The sequence below is a fragment of the Bradyrhizobium erythrophlei genome (assembly GCF_900129425.1).
Classification (GTDB): Bacteria; Pseudomonadota; Alphaproteobacteria; order Rhizobiales; family Xanthobacteraceae; genus Bradyrhizobium; species Bradyrhizobium erythrophlei_C.
In genome coordinates, this window is sequence record NZ_LT670817.1 from 1,366,042 (window position 1) to 1,382,790 (window position 16,749).

The window sequence follows — 16,749 nt, forward strand, 5'->3', positions numbered from 1 at the left end:
TTCTTCATGGTCGACCCAACAGTGGGGCGGATCCGAGCGCTTCAGAGCTTCGTGGTGGACTAGACTTGAAACCCTGGGCTCTCGGAGCCCGGCAATCAAAGACCTTCTCAGAAAGAGCCTCAACTCTCAAAGGTAGATCGGTGTCGCGCCAGCTTATTCCAAGTTTCGGTGGTGAGAGCGGCAACCTTCGACTCAATTCCCTCGGGGCATCCCGAAATTGCCCATAGCAAAAACATCGACCCGATGTAGGTCACCGCTCCAGCCATGACGACAGACGCCAGTCCAAGCGCCATGTCCGAAAGCGTGTAGAGATTCATTAGCCACTTGTCGGACGATCGAATTACCAAAGCCATGATAAATGCACACGCAACAGGTCGCCACGGCGCCAGCAGTTGTTTCGATACAGGCGTCCCGATCAGTTCTTGCACAGCGATCATGGAGCAGAACGACATAAAAAGGGCGGTCGCCAATCGCACCGATATGACTCCGTCGATGCGATAGTAATATGCCCCTAGTACCATAAGGGGCAATTTGAAGCAAACCTCAATTAGCGCAAGTCTGGCGAATGTTTTGATTTTATGGAGCGAAATGACCAGAGCAGGCAGTGGCCCGACAAACAATGACGGGACCATCGCGACGGATAACCACTCCAATATTGGAGCTGCGTCCAGCCACCGCTGACCTAAAACGACCCTGACAATCGGAGCCGAGAGCATGCTCATCCCGATCGAGATCGGCAAGGCAACTGAGACGATCGTGATCGCGCTCTTCCGGTAGGCTGCTCTCATTCTCTCCGCGTCATCGCGCACCAACGCGAAAGCTACGACCAGAGGTCCTGTAACCTGGTTTACAATGATCTGCGACGGCATAAACGATAGATTCGATGCCATCGAAAACTGCCCGAGGTCCACTCGGCTGATAAGCTTTCCCAACAGCAATTGATCCATCTGCCAGTTGAAAGACGTGATAGCCTGCGTCGCCGTCGACCAACGAAGATAATTGGAGAAGTCTCGCCATTTGCTGACAGTGAGGGTCGGCAAATAAGGGGCAACAAAATATGTCATCGCCACCACGGTGACCGGATTTGCAATCATCCCGGCAGCAATTGCCCAATAGCTTCTGCTCCACCAGGCGAAAACCACCGATACCAGCAAGGCGACAAGTTTGCCCGAGATCTCCAGGAAAAAGTGCGGACGGTAATCGAGTTTCAATGCATATTCCACGAAGAGTGGGCTGCCCATTCCGCGCGTTGCCGTCGCGACTGAAAGGGCGCAGAGAAGCCAACCGACCCGTTGATCGTTGTAGATGATGGAGAGAGGAATCGACAAGACAACGAGGACCGCGACGAGTATCCCCGCTCTTATTAGCTGAAGCGTGAACGCAGTGTCGTAGTGCTCATTAAGTCGCCTTGGCATCGATGTGAGAGCCAAGCCCACGGGCAATTCCATGACCGCTTCGGCAATCAGCATGACCGACATCGCGATAGCGACGAGCCCGAAATCGGCGGGAGATAAAAGCCGTCCCAGTGCGACCAGTGTCACCAAATCAATGCCGCGTGTGACTAACCTGGATACGATGAGAAGTCCGGCGCCAAGCGTCGCGCGAGTTCCCAATTTTTGCGACGAGGGTGCGATTGAGCTGTTCATTCGTAGCGGAAAGTGAGAGAGATCAAAGCTGTATCGGCTAAATCTCGGGCTCGATCGCCTTGCGACACTCGTGGTCCGGGCGTCCTTTGTATGGCTCGGAGGGAACGATAGTCCAATTCGCCGGCTACGTGAAGCTTGTTATGATTGCCGGATCATTCGGGAGAGATGTCATTGCGCCTGAGGTCCTGCGCTGACCATTACGGTTGGCAGCGCTTCTTTCCGGACTGGGCCTACGACCGGGAATTAATTTGGCTTGTGGTATCGAGTCCCTCTCCCGCTACCACTCTATTCCTTTTTTGGAACGTGACGGGAACGCCGCAAGGCATTCCATTGCATGGTGTTCGGTAACGCGGCCCAGCCGCGCAGCCATCATACTAGGCGCCGCGTTGCGGAACTGCGATCAGGCGCAGGAAACTCATCACGCATCCGACCGCGGCGAATCCCGCACCAAGCACCAGTGCGACCGTGGCCCCTTCACGGCCGGCGAGTCCAAAGCAGAGTGCCGCAAGCGCCGAGCCGGTCGTCTGCCCCATCAGGCGCGCGGTCGCCACCATTCCGCTCGCGCCTCCGCTGCGACCGGCAGGGGCGCTGGACATCAAAGCCTTCATGTTCGGCGCCTGGAAAAAGCCGAACCCGCATCCGCAGATAACCATGCGCCAAACGATGTCGACGACGTGGGGGCTCGCCGGAAGCATCGCCAACAGCGCCATCCCGACACCGAGCAGTGCGAGACCGAGGCCACCGAGGATGCCCGCCGGGTAGCGATCGGACAGGCGTCCGGCGATCGGTGCCATGATGGCGACCACCAGAGGCCATGGGGTCATGAAAAAGCCGGTCTCGACCTGCGAGCGGCCAAGAATATCCTCGAAGTAAAACGGCAGGGAGACGAACGCCAGGCCCTGCACCGCAAAGCTGCAGATCGCGGTGGCAGCGGACAGCGCGAAAAGCGGCCGGCGAAACAGATCGATCGGCAGCACCGGCGCCGGATGATCCGCCTGTCTGCGGATCAAAATCCAGCCGGCCAGCACGGCGCAGGCAAGCTCGATCATTACGAGCCCGGGCCGCGCATGGTGGGTCGCGCTTCCGATCCCCAGAATGAAAAGCCCAAGACAGATCGCAGCCAGCAACGCGCCAAGAAAATCGAACGCATGCTTCGCCCGCGGGGTACGCGGCAAGGTCTTCAGACCGATCAGAAACGCAACCACGCCGAAGGGAATGTTGACGGCAAACAGCCAGCCCCAGGACCCGACCGCGAGAATGCCGGAGGCGATCGTCGGGCCGAGCGTGAAGGCGGTTGCGACCACCAGCGCGTTGTGACCGAAACCGCGGCCCAGCAGGCGCCCGGGGTAGACGAAACGAACCAGCGCCGTGTTCACGCTCATGATGCCGCTGGCGCCCAGGCCCTGCAGCACGCGCGCCGTCAGCAGGCTGGGCAACGACCAGGCGCATGCGCAGGCCAGCGACGCCAGCGTGAACAGCAAAAGGCCGCCGAGATAGATGCGGCGATGGCCGACGATTTCGCCAAGTGCGGCGAGCGGCAACAGTGTCGCCACCAAAACAATCTGATAGACGTTCACCACCCAGATGGCATCGGCCGGGCTGACATGAAGATCGGTCGCGATAGTGGGCAGGGCGATGTTGGCGATCGCCGTATCGAGCGACGCCATCGCGAGTGCGGTGAAAATCGCGGCGGAGGCCCATCCTCGGCGGTCAGCCGGCAGACCATCGGCCGCAGCCAGCCCATCCGCCGAAATTGCTTCCGTCGACATTCAAAGATCTCCAGTTACCAGGGATTCTCCAGTTCCCGGGGATGTAGTACGGATTCCAGCCGGCCAGCAGGCGGCCCCCTGCATGCCGCGTATGCGATCCGTTTGAGTGCTTTTGCGTTCCAGCGGCAGGTTCGGTGCGGAGGGTGATCCTAGCGTGGCGCGGTAAAACTACGGTAGGGTGGATCTGACAGGCCGCTAGGTCGTCCGACGCCGATACAACATCTGAGGCCATGGAGAGAATATGACGCTTGCGACGCATCACGACGAAAGGTCATCAGCCGTTTCGTCGAATCATGGAAATACCTGGACGTTGGCGGAGGCCTCGGCGCTCTACGAAATGCCGTTCAACGACCTGCTGTTCAGAGCCCAGACCATCCATCGCGAAAACTTCGACCCCAACCGGGTTCAGCTCAGCCGTCTCTTGAGTATCAAGACCGGCGGCTGTCCGGAAGATTGCGGCTACTGCAGCCAGTCCGTGCACCACGAGTCGGGCCTGACCGCATCCAAGCTCATGGAAGTCGAGCGCGTTGTCGCGGAAGCCCGCAAAGCCCGTGACGCCGGTGCGACCCGCTATTGCATGGGGGCTGCCTGGCGAAACCCCAAGCCTCGCGATATGGAGGCGGTTGTCGCGATGGTGAAGGGCGTCAAGGCGCTGGGAATGGAAACCTGCATGACGCTCGGCATGCTAGATCGCGCGCAGTCCGAGCAACTGAGTGAGGCGGGCCTCGATTACTACAACCACAACATCGATACGTCGGAGCGCTACTACCGCGAGATCATCACCACCCGGAACTTTGCCGATCGTCTTGAGACCCTCGAGCATGTTCGCGCGTCCGGCATGAAGGTCTGCTGCGGCGGCATTGTGGGAATGGGCGAGCAGGCGATTGACCGCATCGAGATGCTGACGGTTCTCGCCAATCTTCCGGAGCCCCCCGAAAGTGTTCCCATCAACATGCTGATCCCGATCGCGGGAACGCCGCTTGCGAATGCAACGCCGATCGAACCGATCGATTTCGTGCGCACTATCGCGCTTGCCAGAATCATGATGCCGAAATCATACGTCCGCCTGTCCGCGGGCCGCACGGCGATGAGCGATGAAATGCAGGCGCTGTGCTTCTTTGCCGGCGCCAACTCCATCTTCGTTGGGGATGTCCTGTTGACGGCGGGCAATCCGGGAAACGACGAGGACATGGGTCTGTTTCGCAGGCTGGGCTTGCAGCCTGAGGAGCAATAGGCTTGCGGTCGCCATATCGTTGCCTCAACGTATCCAGAAATCCGCTTGCCAAGAAAATTGAAAAATGAACAGTCAAGCTCGATCTCGCGCGGCAACAAACCCGACATCCGACGTCACCGAATTCGACTATGTCATCGTCGGCGCGGGATCGGCCGGATGCGTGCTGGCAAACCGCCTGAGCGCGGACGGAAAAACCTCGGTGCTGTTGCTCGAGGCCGGCCCGAAGGACTCTAATATCTGGATCCACGTGCCGCTCGGCTATGGCCGGCTGTTCAAGGACAAAACCGTCAACTGGATGTACCAGACCGAACCCGAACCGGGACTGGACGGGCGAAGCGTGTTTCAGCCGCGCGGCAAGGTGCTGGGCGGGTCGAGTTCGATCAATGGCCTGCTGTACGTTCGGGGCCAGCACGAGGATTACGATCGCTGGCGCCAGCACGGCAACAGCGGATGGGGCTTTGACGACGTCCTGCCGTATTTCAAGAAGGCCGAGGACCAGCAGCGCGGCGCCGACGATTTCCACGGCGCCGGCGGTCCGCTGCCGGTTTCCGATTTGATCCACGCCGATCCGCTGTCCGCCGCCTTCATCGCGGCTGCCGCGGAGACCGGCATACCCTTGAATCCCGACTTCAACGGCGCGGCGCAGGAGGGCGCGGGATTCTTCCAGACCACGACGACGCGGCGGGGAAGACGCGCCAGCACTGCGGTGGCATATCTTCGCCCCGCCAGGGACCGCAGCAATCTGCATGTCGAGACTTCCGCGCTGGCGCAGCGCGTGGTGTTCGAGGGACGTCGGGCTGACGCCGTGGAATACCGCAAGGCCGGGACGCTGCGAACGGCGCGGGCGCGAAAGGAAATACTGATCGCAAGCGGGGCCTATAACTCGCCGCAATTGCTGCAGCTGTCCGGCGTCGGCCCCGCGGAACTGCTGCGAAAGCACGGCATCGAAGTCGTGCTGGATGCGCCGGGGGTCGGGCAGGATCTGCAGGATCACCTGCAGGTGAGGGTGGTCATGCGTTGTGCCAAACCCATCACGCTCAACGACATCGTCAACCACCCTGTCCGGCGGATTCTGGCCGGCGCGCGCTACGCGGCCTTTCGCCAGGGGCCACTGACCATCGCCGCAGGCACGTCAGGGGCGTTCTTCAAAACCAATCCGCGGCTGGCGACGCCGGATATCCAGATCCATTTTCTGCCGTTCTCAACCGACAAGATGGGAGAAAAGCTGCATTCGTTCTCCGGATTCTCGGCGTCGGTCTGTCAATTGCGCCCCGAGAGCCGTGGCTCGCTTCGCATCAGGAGTGCCGATCCCGCGGCGCCGCCGGAAATACGCATCAACTATCTCTCGACCGAGGTCGACCGCACCGCCAACGTCGAAGGCTTGAAGATATTGCGAAAGATCCTGCAGGCGCCGGCGCTTCGCTCCTATGTGGTCGAGGAGGTCGACCCCGGCGCAAAGGTTTCCAGTGACGAGGCGCTGCTGAATTACTGCCGCGCGCGGGGCAGCACGATCTATCATCCGACATCGACCTGCCGAATGGGAAGCGATCCTCTTGCGGTCGTCGATCAGCGGCTGCGGGTTCGCCGGCTGGAAGGCCTGCGCGTGGTCGATGCCTCGGTCATGCCGGATCTGGTCTCGGGCAACACCAACGCGGCGATCATCATGATCGCTGAAAAAGCCTCGGATATGATTTTAGAGGACCGGTAGCCGCCTCGGGCAACAGGGAACGCCGGCGTGGTTTGCATTCGGCATTGGCGGGTTTTATCTTCCTGCCTGATATGGTCCGCGATTCCTGTGCGGCCCCGAATGGAGCGTGACCGGTGGCAGTTCAAATACGGATCGGCACGCGCAAGAGCGTCATGGCGCTGGCCCAGACCGAGGAGATTGCCCGCCGCCTGATCGCGGTCGCTCCGGGCATCGATGTCGAGATCGTGAAGTTTGAAACCACGGGCGACCAGGATCAGGTCGGCAAGCTGTTAAAGCATGGCGGCAAAGGCGGCGCATTCGTCGCCGAAATCCGCAATGCCGTCCGTTCGGGCGAATTGCACGCCGCGATGCATTCGCTAAAGGACATGCCGGGTAATGAGGACACCCCGGGTCTCGTGATCGGCGCGACCCTGCCGCGCGATCCGCCCGGCGACGTGCTGGTGCTTCGATCGGGGATTTCGATCGACGATCTCGGGCGATCGCGCGGCAAAGGATTCAAGATCGGCACCAATGCGGTGCGGCGCGCGGCCTATGCGCGCCGGCTGTTTCCGGAAGCCGACGTGATTCACTACCGTGGCGCCGCCGATACCCGCGTTCGAAAGCTCGACAGGCTGGAAATGCAGCGGCTTCCTGATGGCGGCGAGGTGGGTCCGGCGGACGCGTTGATCATGGCGCGCGCAGGGCTGGAGCGCGTCGGCCTGGCAAGCCGGATCGCCTATGAATTTTCAATCCAGGAAATGCTGCCGGCGGTGGGGCAGGGGATTGTCGCGGTAGAGTGCGCGATCGGCGACTGGCAGACGCGAAGCATTCTCTCAGGCATCGACGATCCCATCGCTCACAGATGCGCCGATGCCGAGCGCGAGGTGCTGTGGGTCCTCAACGGCCATTGCAATTCCCCCATCGCGGGATTTTCGACCATCGACGGCGACCAGATGACGCTGACTTCCTCGGTGCTCGACGAGGCCGGCGGCCTGTTCATCGAGGTAACGCGCTCCGGGCCCGCCGATCGCCCGCGCGAACTCGGCCGCGCGGTCGGACTCGAACTTTTGCACAAGGGTGCGGCCGGAATCATCGAGCGCAGCCGGCCGGAGTGATTGAGCGGCGCCGGTTGCGCAATGCCGTCGTCATCATCCGCGAAAGCGGACGATCCCGTACGCGGTGGCGTTTCGAATCCAGCACAGGCCAGCGATCACGGATACCCGCTTTCGCGGTGTGACGGCCTCCTATCCCTTATATGCCCGCACCCGGTTCAGCATCTGCTCGACATGTGCGATCGGGGTTTCCGGCTGGATGCCGTGGCCGAGGTTGAAGATCAGCCGTCCCCCGGCGTAATCCGCAAGCACGTCGTCGATCGCCTGATCGAGCGCAGCACCGCCGGCGATCAGCGCCAGCGGGTCGAGATTGCCTTGAATGGCGACGCGGTTCTGCACCCGCTCGCGGATTAGTGACGGCTCGGCGGCCCAGTTGATGCTGACGGCGTCGACGCCGGTGGCGTCGACGTAGGCCGGCAGCAACGCGCCGGCGCCCCGGGGAAAGCCAATGATCTTGGCGCCCGGCACTTGTTTGCGGACGCCCTCGACGATGCGCCGGGTCGGCTCGATCGACCAGCGCTGAAATTCGCGCGGCGGCAATACGCCGGCCCAAGTGTCGAAAATCTGCAGCACGTCGGCGCCGGCCGCAAGCTGCCCCAGCAGGTATTGAATCGAGTTTTCCACCAGCACGTCGATGATTGTCGCAAACGCGTCCGCGTGGCGATAGGCCATCATCCGCGCCGGCGCCTGATCCGGTGTTCCCTGTCCGGCCACCATGTAAGTCGCAACCGTCCACGGCGCGCCGCAGAAACCGATCAGCGCAACCTTCGGATCGAGTTCGCGGCGCACGCGGCGCAGCGCTTCATAGACCGGTTCGAGTTTGGCGAAGTCGGCCCGCTGCGCCAGCGTTTCGACTTTCTCCGGCATATCCAGTGGATCGAGCCGGGGGCCTTCACCGGCCTCGAAGCGCACCTCACGGCCGAGCGCATAGGGAATGACGAGTATGTCCGAGAAGATGATCGCGGCATCGAAGTTGAAACGGCGGATCGGCTGCAGCGTGACTTCGGCCGCGAACTCCGGCGTGAAACAAAGATCGAGAAAACCGCCGGCCCTGGCGCGCAATTCACGATATTCCGGCAGATAACGGCCCGCCTGCCGCATCATCCAGATCGGCGGTACGGCCTGCCTGCGGCCGCACAGCACTTCAAGCAGGGGTTTTTCAACGGGGTCGATCTGGGTCAAGCGCTGGGTCCGCGGGCTGATCGGGGCAGGATGCTGTTCTGATACACCGCGGATACGGGCTAGGCCAAGCTGCGATCATCGCTGAGACCGGCAAACATTGGAAGTCGCGGGCCGGCTGTTCAAGATATCTCGGGCAAAAAGGCCGGGAGGGGGTGCCGTCCCGGCAATCTCATCCTTTTTGCGGCACGACCGGAACGGTTGCAGCGATAGCTAGCGGAAATCGCTGATCATCGGTCGCTTCGCCAACAGAAGCTTGAGCGCACAGTCCTCCGGCCTGGCGATCAGGTTCAGCGGTCGTCCCAAATCAGAAATGCCAAACGGGCTGGGGTCGGAATTCATCTTCGGAGCGTACCGCATCCACCTCAACGACGAGGATGCAACCAACTCGTCGCTGGCATAGTCGAACTGAAGTTGCCGCGCTTGTCTGTGCAATATTGATCATCGGGATAAAAATTCCCCGCCGGGTGTCCCCGTTTCCGGACATTGGCGGGGACCGCTTCGTGAGCGCCGGCCAGGCTCAAATAGGGCAGTTTTGGCAGCGTTCCGCGCCGCCGGTCGGGGAACGTCCGGATTGCGGACGCGTTACCCTCCGAGGGAGACGCAACATGGCTGAGAAATTCAATCCCGCGGCACACGACAAGCACGCCGCCAACCCACGCGACGCCGTTCTGGCGGACCGCGACACCCACGCGAAACTGGAAGCCGGTCTGATCGGGAGCTTTCCGGCATCCGATCCCGTTAGTGCGACGCAGCCGCCGCCGTCAAAGCCGCGTCGCGAAGAGGAAGGCGTCTCGCTTTGGGACAAGGTCTTGGCTGTGTTTCGTTAGATCTGCAGAGGGTGGTTTGTGCGGAACCGGCGGCGCTGCGGCCGAAGGAGTTCAAATGAACCAGCAATTCGACCATGTCGCGAACGATTCCCCGGGAAGCGGAAGTTCGAAACGGGTTACCCCAGTGGTATGGGCGGTAATCGTTGTGGTACTGATCGTCGTCGCGATCTGGTTCGCGATGAAGTTGTGAACGGTGCGCTCGGAAAATAGTCGCTGGAATTCGGGCTGCGGATGCGGAACGATCCTCGGTTCCGCCGCTAATAGTGGGGTGGAGGTTCGTTCGTCGCGCCGGGTGCCGCTGCCTCGGCCTCCCGTAGCCGTTCGCTCAGGGTTGCGATCTGACGCGTCAGCACGTCGATCTGCTGCCACTGCGCGGTGATGGTCTCATTCAGAGTCTCGATGGTTACGTCCTGAAACGTCAGCCGGGTTTCGAGCATGTCAATACGATGGCTCAGCGTCTTCACGTCACTCATCGGAATTCTGTTCCATTCGGCGTTCGTGCAGTCCGTGGCCGAGCGCGACGCGGTCGTCGAACACAAAGCATTCGCCGCGCCAGCGGCTCTCCGCTTCCGGGACCCCTTCCAGGTATTTGAGAATTCCGCCCTTAAGGTGATAGACCTGCTCAAAACCGTGTGAAAGCAGATAGGCGCTGGCCTTTTCGCAGCGAATTCCGCCGGTGCAGAACATCGCGACTTTCCGATGTTTAGCGGGATCGAGATGGCGCGCGGCAAAATCCTTGAACTGCCCAAAGCGTTCGATCCCGGGATCCAGCGCGCCGGGGAATGTGCCCATCGCGACCTCGAATGCGTTGCGGGCGTCGATCACCAGCGTGTCCGGCGCAGCGATCAGCGCGTTCCAGTCGGCGGGGTCGACATAGACGCCGACCTGCCGCGTCGGATCGGTGGCGGGATCGCCGAGGGTGACGATCTCCTTTTTCAACCGGACCTTGAGACGCTGAAACGGCATCGCCGAGGCCTGTGAGAATTTCAGCTCGAGCTTGTCCAGCCGGCCGCCGAACAGATCGCCGTGTCGCAATTCTTCAACCAGTGCGGCAATGGCGTCCACGCTGCCCGCCAGCGTGCCGTTGACCCCTTCATGGGCCAGCAGCACGCTGCCCTTCAGCTCCAGACCGGCGCAAATCGCGCGCAGTGGCTCGCGCAACTCCCGGAAATCCCGCAAGGCGGCGAATTGGTAGAAAGCGGCGACCTTGTACGTCATCGCGGTGGTTTATCAGGAGGGTGGCGGAGGGGGAAGGCTGCGCGCGATCAACAGATATAACGTTTATAACATCGTCCCTGTGAAAGCAGGGACCCATACACTACATCCCCGCGGCTAACTAGCGGATGCAGCTAATTGCCTTTGCTACAACAAACATCGGTGGCTGGGTCCCGGCGTTCGCCGGGACGACGATGATGGGGCCGTTGTGCACTACAAGCATTGCCCATCGCGGCCTGAATATGCCATGTAAATGCGCACCCGAAGAACAACGACAAACGACAGAAGTGAGCAACTTGGCATGAGGAATTTCCATCTCGCCGGCCGGTCGACGGTCCACGCCCAGAACGCGATGGTAGCGACGTCGCACCCGCTGGCCGCGTTGACGGCGATCGAGGTGCTGCGTTCCGGTGGCACCGCCGCCGACGCCGCGGTGGCGGCGTGTGCGCTGCTGGGGGTGATCGAACCGCAATCCACCGGCATCGGCGGTGATTGCTTCGCGCTGATTCAGCCCAGGGGCGAGGGCAAGATCGTCTCTTATAACGGCTCGGGCCGCGCCCCGATGGCCGCAAAGCCTGAATGGTATCTCGAGCGCAACATGCATGCGGTCCCGCTGACGTCGGCCCACGCCGTCAGCATTCCCGGCGCGATCGACGCCTGGGCGACCATCCTGCGCGATCATGGCAAGCTTGGGCTCGATACTTTGCTGCAACCGGCGATCAAGGCCGCGGAAGAGGGCTATATCGTTGCGCCGCGCATCGCGTTCGACTGGAAGAACGGTTTCGACAAACTGAAGAAAGGCACCAACACCGAGCGTTATCTGCTGCCGCACGGCAAGCCGGCGGTTGCCGGCGACGTGATCAGGCAGCCCGAGCTCGGCCAGACGCTGCGGGCGATCGCGAAGGGCGGCCGCGACGCGTTTTACACGGGCGCCATCGCCGAGGACATGGTGGAGACGTTGCGCGGGATCGGCGGCCTCCACACGCTGGACGATTTCGCTGCGCACACCACCGAGACCACGGTGCCGATCGGCACCATGTACAAAGGCCTGGATGTCTGGCAGTGCCCCCCAAACGGCCCGGGCATCACCATGCTGGTGATGCTCAACATCCTGTCGCGTTTCGACCTCACGAAATTCGCCCCCCTCAGCGTGGAGCGGTTTCATCTCGAAGCCGAAGCGGCGCGGATCGCCTACATGATGCGCGAGCAGTACATCGGAGACCCCGCCCAGGCCGACGTCGACGTGGTCAGGATTTTGACCAGGGAATTCGCCGACGAATACGGCAGCAAGATCAGGATGGACCGGCTGCTCGATCTGCCGAAAGTGTCGCCGCCTATGAATCCATCGACGGTCTACATCACCGTGGTGGACAAGGATCGCAACGTCTGTTCATTCATCAATTCGATCGCGCATTCCTTCGGTTCGGCGATCGTTACCAACAAGACCGGAATCCTGCTGCAAAATCGTGCTGCTGGTTTCCGCATTCAACCCGGCCATCCCAATTGCATCGCGCCGGGCAAGCGGCCGCTGCACACCATCATCCCGTCGCTCGTCACCAAGGCGGGCCGGGCGCTGATGCCATTCGGCGTGATGGGCGGGCAGTATCAGCCGGTCGGGCAGGTCCATGTGCTGACCAACATGGTCGACTACGGATGCGACGTGCAGGAAGCCATCGATATGCCGCGCGGCCTGCATTATGAAAACGTCTATCAACTCGAGGATGGCGTGCCCGCCGATATCGTCGAGGGCCTGAAGAAGCTCGGGCATCAGACCACCAGCGTGGTGCCGCCACTCGGCGGCGGACAGGCGATCTGGATCGACTGGGACAAGGGCACGCTGTCAGGCGGTTCCGATCCGCGCAAGGACGGCTGCGCGCTGGGCTACTGAGTCGGTTTGCGCGCACTGGAACCCGCGCCATCGACGGTTCGGCCCACGCGATCACGCCGCATCCTGGAACAGGCTTCGCTTGGGGGCATTGACCCCCAAGGAGAAGCGCGATGCCCATTTTTCATTTTGATATTGCCGACGGCGTGCGACTGGAGGATCCGGTCGGGCTGGATTGCAAAAACGAGAACGATGCGAAGAAAACCGCCGATCTGATCGCGCGGCAAATTGCCGTCGACATTCCTGCCGACCGCGAGGACCGCGCCGTGTTGGTGGTCGACGAGACCGGTTCCGAGATCTACAAGGCGCCGGTCAAGCCCTGACGCACCGTTGTCGCGCCTGCGGCGTCCATTTAACCCCCGTTCCATCAGCGAAATTTTTATCGCCGATAGTTCCGCGCCCGTCGGGTGTCGGATTGGCGAAGTAGCTTCGCGGACTGCGACGTAGCTTCGCGGGCAGCGATGCGTCGCAGGACCCGCGCTGGCCCAGTCGGTCGGCGAGAAAACCGGCGTCAATTCGACTCGGCGCTGGCCAAGACTCAAATATCGCGACCTGAGAGCTGCCTGAAATTTCCGCATCAGGATCAGGCTTTTAGCAGGAACGAACACCGCGGCCATCATTTGTTTCACAATCCCCAATCAGAACGCTCCGGGAGCTGCCACGTGCAAATTCGTGCCGGTTACGACATCGCCTTTCAATGCTTCCAGGAGACCCCAATGGTCCTGATGCTCAGCATTGAGCCGGCGCGGGAAAAGGAACTGTTGAGCGAACACCAAATTCAGTTCTCGCCGGACATCCCGTCGCGCAACTACATCGACATGTTCGGCAACACCTGCACCAGAATTGTTGCCCCGGCCGGCCTGATCGAAATGCGCAACGACTTTCTGATATCGGACAGTGGTCTGCCGGACGACGTGGCGCCTGACGCGCGGCAGCTTGCAGTCGATGAATTGCCGGATGACGTGCTGATCTACCTTTTGGGCAGTCGGTATTGCGACACGGAAAAACTTTCCAATCTCGCCTGGTCGCTGTTCGGCAGCGTGACACCGGGATGGCAGCGCGTGCAGGCGATCGTCGATTACGCCCATGACCGGATCTGCTTCGGCTACCAGCACGCCCGTTGCGACCGGACCGCCTCCGAAGGCCATGAGGAGCGCATCGGCGTCTGCCGCGACTTCGCCCACCTCGCGGTGACGCTGTGCCGCTGCGTCAATATTCCGGCGCGCTATTGCACCGGCTATCTCGGCGATATCGGCGTCCCCGTCGATCCGGCGCCGATGGATTTTTCCGCTTGGCTCGAGGTCTATCTGGATGGCCGGTGGTTCACCTTCGATGCGCGTCACAACCATCCGCGGATCGGCCGCATCGTGATGGCGCGCGGCCGCGATGCGGCCGACGTCGCGATATCGACCAATTTCGGCGTGGTCCAGCTGGTGAGGTTTTCCGTCATTACCGACGAGGTGACGCGGGCGCCAGCTAGCGTGTCCAAGGCAGCGTGATTCTCCGCCTCTCCTATTTGCATGGGCTCGACGTTGCGCTAGACAGGTTCCCGATTCCAAAGGGAAGGTGCCCAAGATGCGACGTCTCCAGCATGCAAGAATCTCGATAGCAGCGGCGCTTGCGATGGCGATCGTTGGGGTGTCATTGGCCGGCGTACCGACCATAGCAGCGGCCCAGACCGCAGGGAAAACCATGACCACAGCTTCAGGTTTGCAGATTATCGACACGACCGTCGGCACCGGTGCGACGCCGAAGCCCGGCCAGATTTGTGTCATGCATTACACCGGCTGGCTCTATGAGGACGGCAAGAAGGGCAAGAAATTCGACTCTTCGGTCGACCGCAATGAGCCGTTCGAGTTTCCGATCGGACAGCACAAGGTGATCGCCGGCTGGGACGAAGGCGTCGCCAGCATGAAGGTCGGCGGCAAGCGCACCCTGATCATTCCGCCCGCGCTGGGCTATGGCGCCCGCGGCGCCGGTGGCGTCATTCCGCCGAACGCCACGCTGATGTTCGACGTCGAATTGCTTGGTGTGAAATAGGCAGCCCGCGGGATTGCGAAAAGCGGATTCCGCAGCGTTCGCCGCCGGGTAGTCCGAAGGGAGGCGCATCGTGCACATCTCCATCCTCGACGACTATTTCGACACGGTGCGCACCCTCGAATGCTTCGGCAAGCTTGCCGGGCATGACGTCACGATCTGGAACGATCACGTTCAGGACGTCGACACGCTGGCGGAGCGATTGCGCGATACCGAAGTGCTGGTGCTGATCCGCGAGCGCACGCAGATCCGTGAACCGCTGCTGAAGCGATTGCCAAAGCTGAAGTTGATCAGCCAGCGCAGCGTCTATCCCCATATCGATATCGGCGCCTGCACCCGGCTCGGCATCGTCGTCTCGTCCAGCCAACACGCGGGAACGCCGTCTTATGCCACCGCCGAATTCACCTGGGGACTGGTGCTGGCGGCGATGCGCGCCATACCGCAGCAGATGGCGTCGCTGAAGGCGGGCCACTGGCAGATGGGGGTCGGCCACACGCTGCGCGGCAAGACGCTCGGGATCTACGGCTATGGCCGGATCGGCGCTGTCGTTGCCGGATACGGCAGGGCGTTCGGCATGAAGGTCGTGGTGTGGGCGCGCGAGAAGGCATTGGCGCAGGCGCGCTCCGACGGTTACGAAACCGCCGACTGCAAGGCGGCGTTTTTCGAGCAGTGCGACGTGCTGTCGCTGCACATGCGCCTGGTCGAGGCGACGCGCGGCATTGTCACCGCAAGCGATCTGGCGCGCATGAAGCCATCGGCGCTGTTGGTCAACACCAGCCGCGCGCCATTGATCGAACCGAACGCCCTGGTGAATGCGCTGCGCGCCGGACGGCCCGGCATGGCGGCGGTGGACGTCTACGAGAAGGAGCCGCTGCGCGACACCAGCGATCCGCTGTTGACGATGGACAACGTGGTCTGCACGCCACATATCGGCTACGTCTCGCGCGACGAATATGAAATCCAGTTCGCCGATATTTTCGACCAGATTCTCGCCTACGCCGCGGGTGAGCCGACCAATGTCGTTAATCCGGATGCGATCGGCAAGCGGGGCTGAGGCCATTTCATTTTCGTCATGGCCGGGCCTGTCCCGGCCATCCACGTCCCTCTCTTGCTGAGGAGGAAAGGCGTGGATGCCCGGCACAAGGCCGGGCATGACGATGAGAACAGGCGGCGCGACCGTAAAAAAGGACCGGCCCCGAGGGACCGGTCTTTCTCTTCAAGATCGAATTAGATTCGATCAGAGATTCTTGTTTGCCGCATTTGCCGCGTTGTTCACGGCATCCTTGGTGGCTTCCTTGGCGTCGCCGACGGCCTTCTGGCCCTTGCCTTTGACTTCCTGAATCACGCCTTCGCCCTGCAGGCGATCGGAACCGACGGCTTCACCCACGCCCTGCTTGGCCTTGCCGATGGCTTCGTTGGTCGTGCCTTTAACCTTGTCTGTCGTTGCACCCATGGGAACTCTCCTTTGCTGTTGAGCTTCATCAAGGGCAAAGTCCCTCATGCAGCAAAAGTTCCTGATCGGGGCTGGTTTGCGATCACGGTTTTCTGTAGCGTTCGCGGCGAAACATTTCCGAAAGCAGCACGATGACAGGCTCCCACGATCATACCCATTCCGACCACTCACACGATCATGACGACACGCAGCGCTGGAAGCACGATGGCGTCCGCGTCATTCCCGGCGATCAGCTCGATCCCAACGTGCCATCGACTCCCGGAATGGACCGCAAGGCCGCGATCAATTTCGCCCGCGCCGGCGCGCAGAAACTATGGGCGGGCACCGTGACCATCAAGCCCGACGCCAAGACCGGCGCGCATCATCACGGCCACCTCGAGAGCATCATCTACGTGGTCAAAGGCAAGGCGCGGATGCGCTGGGGCGAGCATCTGCAATTCACCGCCGAAGCCAACCCCGGCGACTTCATTTTTATTCCGCCCTATGTGCCGCACCAGGAGATCAACGCCAGCCGCGACGAGGCTCTGGAATGCGTGCTGGTGCGCAGCGACGGCCAGGCGGTGGCAATCAATCTCGACATCGAGCCGGTGGAAAAGCCGGAAACGGTGTTGTGGATCGACCCGGTGCACCGCGATCCGGCGGAAGGGAAGTAACAGTCGTCATTCCGGGATGGTCCGAAGGACCAGACCCCAGATGTGCAAT

At 61.5% G+C, this 16,749-nt stretch carries 17 protein-coding genes; 11 read left to right on the forward strand and 6 right to left on the reverse strand.

All coding sequences use genetic code 11. The annotated features are described in order from the left end of the window. Positions 1 to 119: 119 nt before the first annotated feature. Positions 120 to 1,646, reverse strand: a complete 1,527-nt coding sequence (locus B5527_RS06485; protein WP_079600553.1) for an oligosaccharide flippase family protein — start codon at positions 1,644 to 1,646, stop codon at positions 120 to 122. A 374-nt stretch (positions 1,647 to 2,020) separates the two neighbouring features. After that, complete coding sequence (locus tag B5527_RS06490; protein ID WP_079600554.1) at positions 2,021 to 3,415, reverse strand: MFS transporter; 1,395 nt, start codon at positions 3,413 to 3,415, stop codon at positions 2,021 to 2,023. A 241-nt stretch (positions 3,416 to 3,656) separates the two neighbouring features. Here B5527_RS06490 and bioB point away from each other — a divergent pair, with 241 nt between their 5' ends. The 3 genes from bioB to hemC all read left to right on the forward strand — a co-directional run bounded on the left by bioB (position 3,657) and on the right by hemC (position 7,451). Further along, positions 3,657 to 4,649, forward strand: coding sequence for a biotin synthase BioB (bioB, locus tag B5527_RS06495; RefSeq protein WP_079600555.1), 993 nt, complete (start codon positions 3,657 to 3,659; stop codon positions 4,647 to 4,649). Between the two features lie 64 nt (positions 4,650 to 4,713). Then, on the forward strand, positions 4,714 to 6,357 hold the full coding sequence (locus tag B5527_RS06500) for a GMC family oxidoreductase (protein WP_079600556.1): 1,644 nt from the start codon (positions 4,714 to 4,716) through the stop codon (positions 6,355 to 6,357). A 113-nt stretch (positions 6,358 to 6,470) separates the two neighbouring features. Further along, complete coding sequence (gene hemC, locus B5527_RS06505; RefSeq protein WP_079600557.1) at positions 6,471 to 7,451, forward strand: hydroxymethylbilane synthase; 981 nt, start codon at positions 6,471 to 6,473, stop codon at positions 7,449 to 7,451. 129 nt (positions 7,452 to 7,580) lie between these two features. On the opposite strand, the gene hemE is transcribed toward hemC, so the two are convergent. Next, entirely contained in the window at positions 7,581 to 8,621 is a 1,041-nt protein-coding gene (gene hemE, locus B5527_RS06510) for a uroporphyrinogen decarboxylase (RefSeq protein WP_154072840.1), read from the reverse strand. A 614-nt stretch (positions 8,622 to 9,235) separates the two neighbouring features. On the opposite strand from hemE, the gene B5527_RS06520 reads away from it, so the two are divergent. Together B5527_RS06520 and B5527_RS47030 are read left to right on the forward strand one after the other, a co-directional pair. Beyond that, complete coding sequence (locus B5527_RS06520) at positions 9,236 to 9,457, forward strand: hypothetical protein (RefSeq protein ID WP_079600560.1); 222 nt, start codon at positions 9,236 to 9,238, stop codon at positions 9,455 to 9,457. A 55-nt stretch (positions 9,458 to 9,512) separates the two neighbouring features. Then, the gene (locus B5527_RS47030) at positions 9,513 to 9,647 is read left to right on the forward strand and encodes a hypothetical protein (protein WP_276329313.1); all 135 of its coding nucleotides are present in this window, start codon (positions 9,513 to 9,515) and stop codon (positions 9,645 to 9,647) included. A gap of 67 nt (positions 9,648 to 9,714) precedes the next feature. Here B5527_RS47030 and B5527_RS06525 read toward each other — a convergent pair whose 3' ends face one another. After that, positions 9,715 to 9,930: a SlyX family protein gene (locus tag B5527_RS06525; protein ID WP_079600561.1), complete on the reverse strand. Its 216-nt coding sequence runs from the start codon at positions 9,928 to 9,930 to the stop codon at positions 9,715 to 9,717. Next, a complete protein-coding gene (locus B5527_RS06530; protein WP_079600562.1) occupies positions 9,923 to 10,675 on the reverse strand; it encodes a rhodanese-related sulfurtransferase in 753 nt (250 codons plus the stop codon). Before B5527_RS06530 ends, B5527_RS06525 begins: the two co-directional genes overlap by 8 nt. 298 nt (positions 10,676 to 10,973) lie before the next feature. On the opposite strand from B5527_RS06530, the gene ggt reads away from it, so the two are divergent. The 5 genes from ggt to B5527_RS06555 all read left to right on the forward strand — a co-directional run bounded on the left by ggt (position 10,974) and on the right by B5527_RS06555 (position 15,648). After that, positions 10,974 to 12,560 (forward strand): gamma-glutamyltransferase, encoded by a 1,587-nt coding sequence (ggt, locus tag B5527_RS06535; protein WP_079600563.1) that lies wholly within the window; start codon positions 10,974 to 10,976, stop codon positions 12,558 to 12,560. 110 nt (positions 12,561 to 12,670) lie between these two features. Next, positions 12,671 to 12,880 carry a DUF6894 family protein gene (locus tag B5527_RS06540; protein ID WP_079600564.1) on the forward strand — a complete coding sequence of 70 codons (210 nt, stop codon included), beginning with the start codon at positions 12,671 to 12,673 and terminating at the stop codon, positions 12,878 to 12,880. Positions 12,881 to 13,219: 339 nt separating this feature from the next. Further along, entirely contained in the window at positions 13,220 to 14,056 is an 837-nt protein-coding gene (locus B5527_RS06545) for a transglutaminase-like domain-containing protein (RefSeq protein WP_079600565.1), read from the forward strand. Between the two features lie 124 nt (positions 14,057 to 14,180). Further along, positions 14,181 to 14,597, forward strand: coding sequence for an FKBP-type peptidyl-prolyl cis-trans isomerase (locus tag B5527_RS06550; RefSeq protein ID WP_425305063.1), 417 nt, complete (start codon positions 14,181 to 14,183; stop codon positions 14,595 to 14,597). Between the two features lie 70 nt (positions 14,598 to 14,667). Next, positions 14,668 to 15,648 carry a D-2-hydroxyacid dehydrogenase family protein gene (locus tag B5527_RS06555; protein WP_079600567.1) on the forward strand — a complete coding sequence of 327 codons (981 nt, stop codon included), beginning with the start codon at positions 14,668 to 14,670 and terminating at the stop codon, positions 15,646 to 15,648. 183 nt (positions 15,649 to 15,831) lie between these two features. On the opposite strand, the gene B5527_RS06560 is transcribed toward B5527_RS06555, so the two are convergent. After that, entirely contained in the window at positions 15,832 to 16,047 is a 216-nt protein-coding gene (locus B5527_RS06560) for a CsbD family protein (protein WP_079600568.1), read from the reverse strand. A 131-nt stretch (positions 16,048 to 16,178) separates the two neighbouring features. Here B5527_RS06560 and B5527_RS06565 point away from each other — a divergent pair, with 131 nt between their 5' ends. Then, positions 16,179 to 16,700, forward strand: a complete 522-nt coding sequence (locus tag B5527_RS06565) for a cupin domain-containing protein (RefSeq protein ID WP_079600569.1) — start codon at positions 16,179 to 16,181, stop codon at positions 16,698 to 16,700. Positions 16,701 to 16,749 lie beyond the last annotated feature (49 nt).